This is a genomic window from Bacillus cereus group sp. BfR-BA-01310 (assembly GCF_022664325.1).
GTDB lineage: Bacteria > Bacillota > Bacilli > Bacillales > Bacillaceae_G > Bacillus_A > Bacillus_A paramycoides.
The window spans coordinates 1-13,265 of the sequence record NZ_JAKUHD010000049.1 but is presented as its reverse complement, the minus strand read 5'-3'; the positions used below and the strand labels follow the sequence as shown (position 1 = coordinate 13,265).

Here is a 13,265-nt window from a genome sequence, read left to right as displayed (position 1 = left end):
TGATGATGAAGCAAATCCGCATTTACATATTAACTATGTACCGAATTTCGAAAGTAGTCGAGGATTAACGAGGCGTGTCGGAATGGATAGAGCTTTGCAACAGCAAGGTATTGAAGGAAAAGGTACAGAATTAATTGCTAATTGGCGTGCGTTAGAGACAGCATATATTGAGGATTTAGCAAAAGAGCAAATTCCGAATTTTGAAAGAGCTAATGTAGGTTCCCATAAGTACATGAAAGTTCGTCAGTATAAGGAATATGCGGATGCCGCATCAACCATGGAAAAGCTTATGCATAAAAATAAAAATTTGATGGCTGCTGGAACAAAGCGATTAAAAGAGTTAGTGGTGGATTTAGAAGATTCGCAACAAGAAGTAAAGCAATTCAATGAAAGAAAAGTAACTTTGCATGATGAATTAAATAAAGTTGAACGACGTTTGGAAGAGATAAAGAATAGTGAAATTGAGATTCCTAAAGTTGAAATTAAAAAAACAATGTTTAGTAATGATGTGAAGGTAGATTCAGTGGAATTTGAAAGACAACAAGAAGTGATAAAGCGAGTTGCTCAACTACCAATTGTTATTAAAGACAAAGAAAAAGAATTGGAAAGAAAAAATAGAGAAATTAATAGTTTGAAAGATTCTCTTTCGAAAGAGCAATTTAGAAATAAAGAATTAGTTGGTAACAATCAAGATTTAAAGAAAGAAAATCTTGAGTTGAAAAAGGAAAATAAAAAAATAACAGATGAAACGGTCCGGTTAATATTGGTCATAGAAATGGCAAGAAAACATATTGCTAAATTTGTTGATAAGGTCGCAAAATTTATGGGAAGAGAGTTTAATTATTCTCCGGCAGATGAAATTATAGATAAAGCTGAAAAAGAAGTGAAAGAAATACTAAAAGAACAGAGCAAACCCAAAAGAAGAGAACGTGAGGATGAATTAGAAAGATAGGAGTGATGATGATGAAAAAAATAAAAAAAAATGCACTCCAATGTAGAAAATGTGGAGATGTGATTGAATCAAAATTCACTCGTGATTTTAAGTATTGTTTGTGTCGTTCAATTGCAGTTGATGGTGGTCTTGAATATGGTCGAATGATAGGTGATCCAGAGGATATTATTGAATTGTATGAGTTTGAAGAAGAAAAAGAGGATTGAATGTTGTGTTTTTGCAACAGATGGGAATCCTTAGTAAGGAATTCCATGTTATTATAGAGAAAGACGAAAAAACCGCCCAATGTCTTGGCGGACAGGCGGTTTTTCATACTCAGGTTGGAATCAACCTAATATATATTCTATACACATTGTAGCATAGGTTAGTTGATTCCTTCCACTAAGGGAGAGAATTATTTTATGACAAAAGTTGTAGATTTTGGACAAGCTGAAAGAAATGCTAGAAAAAGAGATTTAGAAATTGAAAATGAAAAATTTCAAGAGTTATATAATGATGTTTCAGAAGTTGAATTAGAAAAAGCCATGGAAACTATGGCTAAAGCTACTGGCAAAGAGCTTTACATAGGTACTAAAAAAAGTCCTCAGTCGAAAGTGAGGTTTGCTCAAATTTTGCAAAGTAATTATGAATTTTTAAGGGAAAGGGAATACTTTACGGCTAAAGAAAAAGCATTTTTAATTGATATTGTTTCTTCGATTGCTTTTAATTCAAACTGTATTGTTGATGATGTGAAATCAAAAAATCCAGTTCCATTGAATATTTCAGGACTTGCAAAAAAAATCGGATTAACACGAGCGAATACAAGCCTTTCAGTAAATTCTTTGGTTAAAAAGGGAATATTAGCGAAAGCTGAAAGTGGAATTGAAGGAAATAATGCAAAAGCTTATTCACTATTTGTAAATCCGCACATTATTTATGCAGGAGATAAGGATAATGTAAATGAAGCACTTAAAGCAATCTTTTATAAAGCTATGAAAATGAAGATATTGAAAGAGTTACCAGATAAATTATTTTAAGATTGACAATTAGTCAATCTTATTTTTTTACTCATTTTCGTGTGTATTGTTTTCGATACGAATGTGTATTGTTTTCGATACACACGAAAAACATCATAAACCTAGTTATACCAACGTTTTATACCACTTTAAAAACTCTCTCTCTTCTCACTCTATATATAAAGGCTAAAAGTTCCGCAAGGAACGGGTCGTATTTTTGAGAAAACCACTCAAAAATCTCCACCCTCACAATAAAAAAAGTCGGTTCGTTTATCCTCACCTAAAAGCTAATGCTTTTTCTTTTTTTATTGTGTCCTTGCACAACTTCTTTCGGCTCGATATGCTTTTTTCGCCAAGCCGACAGACAAAACGCAAGATAATGGTTATCGACTTGGATTAGCAAGTATACGAGCCGAACCGCTTAGATCAATCGCTCGAAAATTGTTCTTATTCAATATATTGATACGTTTAATATGTGGGGTTTCGCCCCCACACGACGAGCCAGCACTTTAGCCAAAACGCAAGTTTTTAACCAAAAATCAAAACCATAAAAAAGAATTATTTACTAAGGAACTAAACTGAAACTCTTGCATAATATGTAATCAGGAAAAACAGTTTTGGAAACAAAACGCCATTTCCATCGGGGCAACCCGAAGGGAAGACCGATGTCTTCCCACTTACATAAAAAGAGTCCTCCAGATTGTTTAGCTGGGGGACTTTCGTGTTTACATAATTATTGTTATTGAAAGTTAATTATATTTTTCTACGTACTAAATAAAAAGCTAAGGTATCCCTTGTATAATCACCAAAAATAGTAGAAATGATATAAGCACCCATATACATCTATTAACAATTTAATAGACTGAGAATATAAAGTAGTATAACGAATTAGGAGTGTTATATTATGTCATTTGGAATTGATGTGAGTCATCATGAGGGAAATATTAATTGGAATGAAGTAAAGAATGATCCAAATCAAGTAAACTTTATAATTGCAAAAGTAACAGAAGGTTCTGAGCAAGGCACCAATTTTGTCGATCCAACTTTTCAATACAATATCAATGGTGCAAATAGTGTTGGCATCCTGACAGGAGCTTATCACTTTTTTCGGGCAATCTCTGTTAATGATGCAAAACAAGAGGCTGCTTTCTTCATTAAAAATTTACGGAGCGTAGCATTAACTGCACCTGTATTTGTCGATATAGAGGTTAATGATGCAAATTTAGATCCTGATACATTAACAGATGCTGTGAATGCATTTTTAACAGAATTGAAAAATGCAGGGTATACAAATACTGGCGTTTACAGCAATCTATATTTCTTTCAAAATAGTCTAAACGTTTCACGCTTACAAGATACTTTATTGTGGGTTGCACGTTATAACCCAAGAGGTGCAGGAATGGAATGTGATATTTGGCAATACACAGATACCGGAAGTGTACAAGGTATTAGTAGCAATGTCGATTGCAATATATCCTATGTGGATTTGGATAACGGGAATAATAACAACAATGGACCTAATAGCTCCTATATAGGAATTGCTACTATCGCAGGTGATAATGTAAATTTACGAGATCAACCTTCTATGAGTGGTAATGTCATTGGAACATTGCATCGTAATGAGTCTTATAAAGTATTTTACGAACAAAATGGATGGTTAAACTTAGGTGGGAATCAATTTGTTTTTTATGATTCTAGTTATATTTGTTACTGTAACTATATAGGGATTGCTACAATTACAGGTAATAATGTAAATTTACGAGATCAACCTTCTATGAGTGGCAATGTGATTCGAACATTACATCATAACGAAGCTTATAAAGTATTTTACGAACAAAATGGATGGCTAAACTTAGGCGGAAACCAATTCATTTACTATGACCCTAGCTATATCGATTATCAATTACTTTCTGCATGTTCCAATTGTTAAATAGTGGACAACCTCTATTAGGGGTACCGCCAGCATTTTTAAAAAAAACACGTTAAGCAAAAAAATACAATAAGCCGCCCATATGGACAGCTTATTTATATAATGATCATTATTAATAGTCAATCTATCTAGAAACTTAGAAAAGTCTCACCAGATTTTCTGATGAGACTTTTCATAATATTATTAAATAAAGTGAGTTTTTGTTATTTATATTCCCAAATAAAATTATTTATAGGTTTTTCACCTATACATATCATAATCCAATGAATATATAGTTAAATGTACTAAATAAATTAGAAAATATGGAGGTTGAAAATTTATGTATCAAAATCCGTATCTTTATCAAAATCCGTATCCTTATCAATATTCTCATTTTTATATGGATAATATGTATAATTCTCGTGAACTTACAAGTAAAGTAGGTAGTTTTTTTACCATTTTAAATAATGTACCTATATCGGGGGGGGCAATTCCTTCAGGGACCCGTGTTTTTATTCATAGAGTAAGACTCGATGCTGGGGGAAATGAAATAGTTACAATAGTATTTCCACAAGTAGTAGGAGGTAATTGTATAGTTCGTGCTACAGAGGTTTTAGGTTCTGTACTTGAAGCACCAGCTCAGGTTGAGCAGCTTCATTTTTGATAGAGTAATCTACTAAGACCTTCATGTACTTAATATTTTGATTGAACATGCTGTATATTATATACATTACTAGTCAACATAACGTCCTATTATCGGTAGCAAATAAAACACATAAACCTTTGATTTCATTAGGTTTATGTGTTTTTTCTTTTGATTATTCTATGCATGATCTTATACATGGTAGAGATACTGAGGTTTTTCAGGCTTATGAATTTCCTGTATTAGTACAAAAATCTGTATAGAATTCTGTATAAAAAAGCCCTGCATATAAGCAAGGCTTTTTCTATTTCCAAAATTGCCACCACTTTTTTTGTTGGGTGGCTGCAATCAATTTTTTGGTCTCCTGGGTTTCACGGATCATAGATATTAGGTTTTGGTCACGTTCATCTATTTTTTGAAGCACTATTCTTTGGAATTCTTGTTGTTGTTTTTGCTGTTCAGTTAACCATTTTTTTAAATTTTCTTCATGTTTTTTAAGCTGTTCAGATACTCTTTCAGCAACAATTCTATCAAACTCCTGAACATCTATAAATCCTTGTCCTACTTGGATTTGTGCAGGTTGTTGTTTAGTTGTTTGGATGGGTTCAATGTCTATGTATTCAGAGAATCCTTCTTTACTGAGGAGTTCAATAATCTGTTTCGTTTGGAGGTTTCTTTTATTTCTCATTTTAGCTATAAATTGAAAAACAGGTATACATTCTTGGTGAATTAAATACTTGTTCTTTTCACCTTGTTGGAATTTTAAAAAACTACTGTAGGTTTGACAGTTTCGTTTTATAGTCATAGCTGATACTTTTATTTCTTTTGCTACTTCTTCAGCTGATAACCAGTCTTTTTGTTGCACTGTTCAGATCACCATCCTTCTAAACACCTAAACATCTGAACTAAACACCATTCAAACAACTAAACAATTCTATGGCTGACAAGGGTTTCCCTGTTTTTTTGTTCAGATGACTGTTTAGATAATATACAACTAGTTTAACACCTGAACAGAAAAACAGTCATCTGAACAAGCAATATGAGAATACATATACAACTGTGTGAAAAATGTGTTCTTTGTTTTTTATCGTGGATAAAAAGGAGGTATGTCTGATGAATATCATTCATATAGAAACAAAAAATCACTATAATAGTGAAAAAGAAAATGAAATGGAAACTATACCAATTATAAAGCGGATATATTATGAAAATGGAGAGATTAAATTCGAAATATCAGGGGAAAAAAATGTCCCTACTAGATGGTTGGATAAATAAACAAGAAGGATCATCCCTTTTCATAAGGAATGATCCTTCTTGTTTATTACCGCTGACGGAAATTATGTTAAAAAGCTAGTATGGATCTAGCTTTTTCTTTTTTGTTCACGATGCTCTAATCTCTTTATTTATAGTGTTTTGAATGTATACTTTTATTGTTGATTTTGAGGATATCAGGGGATTTGATGTGGAGTCAATATTTAAGGAGATTTGAATGTAAACTAATATCGAAAAGTTTACATTCAAATTAGAGGAAGTTATCCCTGGGTGGGTAATTAATACAAAAAGACGAAAATCTCTATAGTCTGTTTTTGGCCAATCGTAATTCTTTTTTATTTAATAATTTAGGAACCAGACTGAAACTCTTGCATACTATGTAATCAGGAAAAACAGTTTTGGAAACAAAACGCCATTTCCATCGGGGCAACCCGAAGGGAAGACCGATGTCTTCCCACTCTACATAAGAAGACCACCTTAGGGCGGTCTTCTTTTATTTTTTATCTGAGATATGTGTGTTGGTCAATCAAAACGGACCTAGCGAAGCGAAGGGAGTATTTGACTTGACCAACTGGACTACACCCAAACCCTCTTGGCACTGAACAAACCACCGTTTGTTCCTGCCAACCGGCGAGGGAGCCCCTCAAGGATTGAGGGGTTGGGGAGTTCGATGAAGGGGGTCTGGGGAAGGGTTCCCCAGTGGGTTTGGGCAACGCCCAAGATTTGGTTTTTCCATGCTAGGCATGGTTCGGCAAAGCCGACAAGCGTCGCAGACCCCTATTGATTTTGATGCGAAAGCGTCAAAATACGTATAGGGTTACGTCAATTGACACAATTTCGTCGCCTTGCTAGACTTATTGTATCAATTAATCTAAGGGAAGTGGTGGCACTTTATGTTGTTCTCTATCTCATTTAATCAATCTCACCAAAGTTCATTAAGCCATAATAACAGAGAAAACATTCATGGGAATCCTGGCATCGATCCATCCAGGTTAGACGAGAATATCTACTTTGTTCAAAAGGACATCCGAAGTGTATACAAGGATGTCTTTCAAGAAGCGGTGGACAAGTATAATGAGAAACAAAAACGCAATGACCGTAAGATTCAGGACTACTATGACAAAATACATAAAAATGAAAAGACACATGAGCAACGAGAATTGGTTGTAGCGGTTGGAGAGGGTAAAGACGACCCAAAGTATAGAGGAGCCAAAAAGGAAGCGTTAAAACAGTATGCTGAGGCGTTTCAAGAGCGAAATCCAAATCTAGTAGTTTATAACATGGTTTTACATGATGATGAAGCAAATCCGCATTTACATATTAACTATGTACCGAATTTCGAAAGTAGTCGAGGATTAACGAGGCGTGTCGGAATGGATAGAGCTTTGCAACAGCAAGGTATTGAAGGAAAAGGTACAGAATTAATTGCTAATTGGCGTGCGTTAGAGACAGCATATATTGAGGATTTAGCAAAAGAGCAAATTCCGAATTTTGAAAGAGCTAATGTAGGTTCCCATAAGTACATGAAAGTTCGTCAGTATAAGGAATATGCGGATGCCGCATCAACCATGGAAAAGCTTATGCATAAAAATAAAAATTTGATGGCTGCTGGAACAAAGCGATTAAAAGAGTTAGTGGTGGATTTAGAAGATTCGCAACAAGAAGTAAAGCAATTCAATGAAAGAAAAGTAACTTTGCATGATGAATTAAATAAAGTTGAACGACGTTTGGAAGAGATAAAGAATAGTGAAATTGAGATTCCTAAAGTTGAAATTAAAAAAACAATGTTTAGTAATGATGTGAAGGTAGATTCAGTGGAATTTGAAAGACAACAAGAAGTGATAAAGCGAGTTGCTCAACTACCAATTGTTATTAAAGACAAAGAAAAAGAATTGGAAAGAAAAAATAGAGAAATTAATAGTTTGAAAGATTCTCTTTCGAAAGAGCAATTTAGAAATAAAGAATTAGTTGGTAACAATCAAGATTTAAAGAAAGAAAATCTTGAGTTGAAAAAGGAAAATAAAAAAATAACAGATGAAACGGTCCGGTTAATATTGGTCATAGAAATGGCAAGAAAACATATTGCTAAATTTGTTGATAAGGTCGCAAAATTTATGGGAAGAGAGTTTAATTATTCTCCGGCAGATGAAATTATAGATAAAGCTGAAAAAGAAGTGAAAGAAATACTAAAAGAACAGAGCAAACCCAAAAGAAGAGAACGTGAGGATGAATTAGAAAGATAGGAGTGATGATGATGAAAAAAATAAAAAAAAATGCACTCCAATGTAGAAAATGTGGAGATGTGATTGAATCAAAATTCACTCGTGATTTTAAGTATTGTTTGTGTCGTTCAATTGCAGTTGATGGTGGTCTTGAATATGGTCGAATGATAGGTGATCCAGAGGATATTATTGAATTGTATGAGTTTGAAGAAGAAAAAGAGGATTGAATGTTGTGTTTTTGCAACAGATGGGAATCCTTAGTAAGGAATTCCATGTTATTATAGAGAAAGACGAAAAAACCGCCCAATGTCTTGGCGGACAGGCGGTTTTTCATACTCAGGTTGGAATCAACCTAATATATATTCTATACACATTGTAGCATAGGTTAGTTGATTCCTTCCACTAAGGGAGAGAATTATTTTATGACAAAAGTTGTAGATTTTGGACAAGCTGAAAGAAATGCTAGAAAAAGAGATTTAGAAATTGAAAATGAAAAATTTCAAGAGTTATATAATGATGTTTCAGAAGTTGAATTAGAAAAAGCCATGGAAACTATGGCTAAAGCTACTGGCAAAGAGCTTTACATAGGTACTAAAAAAAGTCCTCAGTCGAAAGTGAGGTTTGCTCAAATTTTGCAAAGTAATTATGAATTTTTAAGGGAAAGGGAATACTTTACGGCTAAAGAAAAAGCATTTTTAATTGATATTGTTTCTTCGATTGCTTTTAATTCAAACTGTATTGTTGATGATGTGAAATCAAAAAATCCAGTTCCATTGAATATTTCAGGACTTGCAAAAAAAATCGGATTAACACGAGCGAATACAAGCCTTTCAGTAAATTCTTTGGTTAAAAAGGGAATATTAGCGAAAGCTGAAAGTGGAATTGAAGGAAATAATGCAAAAGCTTATTCACTATTTGTAAATCCGCACATTATTTATGCAGGAGATAAGGATAATGTAAATGAAGCACTTAAAGCAATCTTTTATAAAGCTATGAAAATGAAGATATTGAAAGAGTTACCAGATAAATTATTTTAAGATTGACAATTAGTCAATCTTATTTTTTTACTCATTTTCGTGTGTATTGTTTTCGATACGAATGTGTATTGTTTTCGATACACACGAAAAACATCATAAACCTAGTTATACCAACGTTTTATACCACTTTAAAAACTCTCTCTCTTCTCACTCTATATATAAAGGCTAAAAGTTCCGCAAGGAACGGGTCGTATTTTTGAGAAAACCACTCAAAAATCTCCACCCTCACAATAAAAAAAGTCGGTTCGTTTATCCTCACCTAAAAGCTAATGCTTTTTCTTTTTTTATTGTGTCCTTGCACAACTTCTTTCGGCTCGATATGCTTTTTTCGCCAAGCCGACAGACAAAACGCAAGATAATGGTTATCGACTTGGATTAGCAAGTATACGAGCCGAACCGCTTAGATCAATCGCTCGAAAATTGTTCTTATTCAATATATTGATACGTTTAATATGTGGGGTTTCGCCCCCACACGACGAGCCAGCACTTTAGCCAAAACGCAAGTTTTTAACCAAAAATCAAAACCATAAAAAAGAATTATTTACTAAGGAACTAAACTGAAACTCTTGCATAATATGTAATCAGGAAAAACAGTTTTGGAAACAAAACGCCATTTCCATCGGGGCAACCCGAAGGGAAGACCGATGTCTTCCCACTTACATAAAAAGAGTCCTCCAGATTGTTTAGCTGGGGGACTTTCGTGTTTACATAATTATTGTTATTGAAAGTTAATTATATTTTTCTACGTACTAAATAAAAAGCTAAGGTATCCCTTGTATAATCACCAAAAATAGTAGAAATGATATAAGCACCCATATACATCTATTAACAATTTAATAGACTGAGAATATAAAGTAGTATAACGAATTAGGAGTGTTATATTATGTCATTTGGAATTGATGTGAGTCATCATGAGGGAAATATTAATTGGAATGAAGTAAAGAATGATCCAAATCAAGTAAACTTTATAATTGCAAAAGTAACAGAAGGTTCTGAGCAAGGCACCAATTTTGTCGATCCAACTTTTCAATACAATATCAATGGTGCAAATAGTGTTGGCATCCTGACAGGAGCTTATCACTTTTTTCGGGCAATCTCTGTTAATGATGCAAAACAAGAGGCTGCTTTCTTCATTAAAAATTTACGGAGCGTAGCATTAACTGCACCTGTATTTGTCGATATAGAGGTTAATGATGCAAATTTAGATCCTGATACATTAACAGATGCTGTGAATGCATTTTTAACAGAATTGAAAAATGCAGGGTATACAAATACTGGCGTTTACAGCAATCTATATTTCTTTCAAAATAGTCTAAACGTTTCACGCTTACAAGATACTTTATTGTGGGTTGCACGTTATAACCCAAGAGGTGCAGGAATGGAATGTGATATTTGGCAATACACAGATACCGGAAGTGTACAAGGTATTAGTAGCAATGTCGATTGCAATATATCCTATGTGGATTTGGATAACGGGAATAATAACAACAATGGACCTAATAGCTCCTATATAGGAATTGCTACTATCGCAGGTGATAATGTAAATTTACGAGATCAACCTTCTATGAGTGGTAATGTCATTGGAACATTGCATCGTAATGAGTCTTATAAAGTATTTTACGAACAAAATGGATGGTTAAACTTAGGTGGGAATCAATTTGTTTTTTATGATTCTAGTTATATTTGTTACTGTAACTATATAGGGATTGCTACAATTACAGGTAATAATGTAAATTTACGAGATCAACCTTCTATGAGTGGCAATGTGATTCGAACATTACATCATAACGAAGCTTATAAAGTATTTTACGAACAAAATGGATGGCTAAACTTAGGCGGAAACCAATTCATTTACTATGACCCTAGCTATATCGATTATCAATTACTTTCTGCATGTTCCAATTGTTAAATAGTGGACAACCTCTATTAGGGGTACCGCCAGCATTTTTAAAAAAAACACGTTAAGCAAAAAAATACAATAAGCCGCCCATATGGACAGCTTATTTATATAATGATCATTATTAATAGTCAATCTATCTAGAAACTTAGAAAAGTCTCACCAGATTTTCTGATGAGACTTTTCATAATATTATTAAATAAAGTGAGTTTTTGTTATTTATATTCCCAAATAAAATTATTTATAGGTTTTTCACCTATACATATCATAATCCAATGAATATATAGTTAAATGTACTAAATAAATTAGAAAATATGGAGGTTGAAAATTTATGTATCAAAATCCGTATCTTTATCAAAATCCGTATCCTTATCAATATTCTCATTTTTATATGGATAATATGTATAATTCTCGTGAACTTACAAGTAAAGTAGGTAGTTTTTTTACCATTTTAAATAATGTACCTATATCGGGGGGGGCAATTCCTTCAGGGACCCGTGTTTTTATTCATAGAGTAAGACTCGATGCTGGGGGAAATGAAATAGTTACAATAGTATTTCCACAAGTAGTAGGAGGTAATTGTATAGTTCGTGCTACAGAGGTTTTAGGTTCTGTACTTGAAGCACCAGCTCAGGTTGAGCAGCTTCATTTTTGATAGAGTAATCTACTAAGACCTTCATGTACTTAATATTTTGATTGAACATGCTGTATATTATATACATTACTAGTCAACATAACGTCCTATTATCGGTAGCAAATAAAACACATAAACCTTTGATTTCATTAGGTTTATGTGTTTTTTCTTTTGATTATTCTATGCATGATCTTATACATGGTAGAGATACTGAGGTTTTTCAGGCTTATGAATTTCCTGTATTAGTACAAAAATCTGTATAGAATTCTGTATAAAAAAGCCCTGCATATAAGCAAGGCTTTTTCTATTTCCAAAATTGCCACCACTTTTTTTGTTGGGTGGCTGCAATCAATTTTTTGGTCTCCTGGGTTTCACGGATCATAGATATTAGGTTTTGGTCACGTTCATCTATTTTTTGAAGCACTATTCTTTGGAATTCTTGTTGTTGTTTTTGCTGTTCAGTTAACCATTTTTTTAAATTTTCTTCATGTTTTTTAAGCTGTTCAGATACTCTTTCAGCAACAATTCTATCAAACTCCTGAACATCTATAAATCCTTGTCCTACTTGGATTTGTGCAGGTTGTTGTTTAGTTGTTTGGATGGGTTCAATGTCTATGTATTCAGAGAATCCTTCTTTACTGAGGAGTTCAATAATCTGTTTCGTTTGGAGGTTTCTTTTATTTCTCATTTTAGCTATAAATTGAAAAACAGGTATACATTCTTGGTGAATTAAATACTTGTTCTTTTCACCTTGTTGGAATTTTAAAAAACTACTGTAGGTTTGACAGTTTCGTTTTATAGTCATAGCTGATACTTTTATTTCTTTTGCTACTTCTTCAGCTGATAACCAGTCTTTTTGTTGCACTGTTCAGATCACCATCCTTCTAAACACCTAAACATCTGAACTAAACACCATTCAAACAACTAAACAATTCTATGGCTGACAAGGGTTTCCCTGTTTTTTTGTTCAGATGACTGTTTAGATAATATACAACTAGTTTAACACCTGAACAGAAAAACAGTCATCTGAACAAGCAATATGAGAATACATATACAACTGTGTGAAAAATGTGTTCTTTGTTTTTTATCGTGGATAAAAAGGAGGTATGTCTGATGAATATCATTCATATAGAAACAAAAAATCACTATAATAGTGAAAAAGAAAATGAAATGGAAACTATACCAATTATAAAGCGGATATATTATGAAAATGGAGAGATTAAATTCGAAATATCAGGGGAAAAAAATGTCCCTACTAGATGGTTGGATAAATAAACAAGAAGGATCATCCCTTTTCATAAGGAATGATCCTTCTTGTTTATTACCGCTGACGGAAATTATGTTAAAAAGCTAGTATGGATCTAGCTTTTTCTTTTTTGTTCACGATGCTCTAATCTCTTTATTTATAGTGTTTTGAATGTATACTTTTATTGTTGATTTTGAGGATATCAGGGGATTTGATGTGGAGTCAATATTTAAGGAGATTTGAATGTAAACTAATATCGAAAAGTTTACATTCAAATTAGAGGAAGTTATCCCTGGGTGGGTAATTAATACAAAAAGACGAAAATCTCTATAGTCTGTTTTTGGCCAATCGTAATTCTTTTTTATTTAATAATTTAGGAACCAGACTGAAACTCTTGCATACTATGTAATCAGGAAAAACAGTTTTGGAAACAAAACGCCATTTCCATCGGGGCAACC

Annotated in this window: 14 protein-coding genes; 12 read left to right on the top strand and 2 right to left on the bottom strand. The window is 33.2% G+C overall.

The window, feature by feature from the left end; genetic code table 11:
- From MR109_RS28860 to MR109_RS28840, 5 genes are all read left to right on the top strand, one after another.
- Positions 1 to 952 (top strand): hypothetical protein (locus MR109_RS28860; protein ID WP_242274756.1); only part of this gene is annotated, 952 nt, incomplete at its 5' end.
- Positions 953 to 963: 11 nt separating this feature from the next.
- Positions 964 to 1,158, top strand: coding sequence for a DUF7695 domain-containing protein (locus MR109_RS28855; protein ID WP_242274755.1), 195 nt, complete (start codon positions 964 to 966; stop codon positions 1,156 to 1,158).
- Positions 1,159 to 1,353: 195 nt separating this feature from the next.
- Positions 1,354 to 1,968: a hypothetical protein gene (locus MR109_RS28850; protein WP_003204248.1), complete on the top strand. Its 615-nt coding sequence runs from the start codon at positions 1,354 to 1,356 to the stop codon at positions 1,966 to 1,968.
- A gap of 883 nt (positions 1,969 to 2,851) precedes the next feature.
- A complete protein-coding gene (locus MR109_RS28845) occupies positions 2,852 to 3,877 on the top strand; it encodes a GH25 family lysozyme (RefSeq protein WP_242274754.1) in 1,026 nt (341 codons plus the stop codon).
- Positions 3,878 to 4,196: 319 nt separating this feature from the next.
- Positions 4,197 to 4,520 (top strand): hypothetical protein, encoded by a 324-nt coding sequence (locus MR109_RS28840; protein ID WP_242274753.1) that lies wholly within the window; start codon positions 4,197 to 4,199, stop codon positions 4,518 to 4,520.
- 283 nt (positions 4,521 to 4,803) lie between these two features.
- Here MR109_RS28840 and MR109_RS28835 read toward each other — a convergent pair whose 3' ends face one another.
- Positions 4,804 to 5,364 carry a DUF3967 domain-containing protein gene (locus tag MR109_RS28835; protein WP_242274752.1) on the bottom strand — a complete coding sequence of 187 codons (561 nt, stop codon included), beginning with the start codon at positions 5,362 to 5,364 and terminating at the stop codon, positions 4,804 to 4,806.
- Between the two features lie 248 nt (positions 5,365 to 5,612).
- Between MR109_RS28835 and MR109_RS28830 the strand changes: the two genes are divergently transcribed.
- The 6 genes from MR109_RS28830 (at position 5,613) to MR109_RS28805 (ending at position 11,582) form a co-directional block, all read left to right on the top strand.
- Positions 5,613 to 5,774 carry a hypothetical protein gene (locus tag MR109_RS28830; protein WP_242274751.1) on the top strand — a complete coding sequence of 54 codons (162 nt, stop codon included), beginning with the start codon at positions 5,613 to 5,615 and terminating at the stop codon, positions 5,772 to 5,774.
- An 890-nt stretch (positions 5,775 to 6,664) separates the two neighbouring features.
- Positions 6,665 to 8,014 carry a plasmid recombination protein gene (locus MR109_RS28825; protein WP_308197309.1) on the top strand — a complete coding sequence of 450 codons (1,350 nt, stop codon included), beginning with the start codon at positions 6,665 to 6,667 and terminating at the stop codon, positions 8,012 to 8,014.
- 11 nt (positions 8,015 to 8,025) lie between these two features.
- Entirely contained in the window at positions 8,026 to 8,220 is a 195-nt protein-coding gene (locus MR109_RS28820) for a DUF7695 domain-containing protein (RefSeq protein ID WP_242274755.1), read from the top strand.
- A 195-nt stretch (positions 8,221 to 8,415) separates the two neighbouring features.
- Positions 8,416 to 9,030: a hypothetical protein gene (locus tag MR109_RS28815; RefSeq protein WP_003204248.1), complete on the top strand. Its 615-nt coding sequence runs from the start codon at positions 8,416 to 8,418 to the stop codon at positions 9,028 to 9,030.
- A gap of 883 nt (positions 9,031 to 9,913) precedes the next feature.
- Complete coding sequence (locus tag MR109_RS28810; protein ID WP_242274754.1) at positions 9,914 to 10,939, top strand: GH25 family lysozyme; 1,026 nt, start codon at positions 9,914 to 9,916, stop codon at positions 10,937 to 10,939.
- Positions 10,940 to 11,258: 319 nt separating this feature from the next.
- Positions 11,259 to 11,582, top strand: a complete 324-nt coding sequence (locus MR109_RS28805; protein WP_242274753.1) for a hypothetical protein — start codon at positions 11,259 to 11,261, stop codon at positions 11,580 to 11,582.
- 283 nt (positions 11,583 to 11,865) lie between these two features.
- Here MR109_RS28805 and MR109_RS28800 read toward each other — a convergent pair whose 3' ends face one another.
- Positions 11,866 to 12,426, bottom strand: coding sequence for a DUF3967 domain-containing protein (locus MR109_RS28800; RefSeq protein ID WP_242274752.1), 561 nt, complete (start codon positions 12,424 to 12,426; stop codon positions 11,866 to 11,868).
- A 248-nt stretch (positions 12,427 to 12,674) separates the two neighbouring features.
- On the opposite strand from MR109_RS28800, the gene MR109_RS28795 reads away from it, so the two are divergent.
- Positions 12,675 to 12,836: a hypothetical protein gene (locus MR109_RS28795; RefSeq protein ID WP_242274751.1), complete on the top strand. Its 162-nt coding sequence runs from the start codon at positions 12,675 to 12,677 to the stop codon at positions 12,834 to 12,836.
- The last annotated feature ends 429 nt before the right edge of the window (positions 12,837 to 13,265 follow it).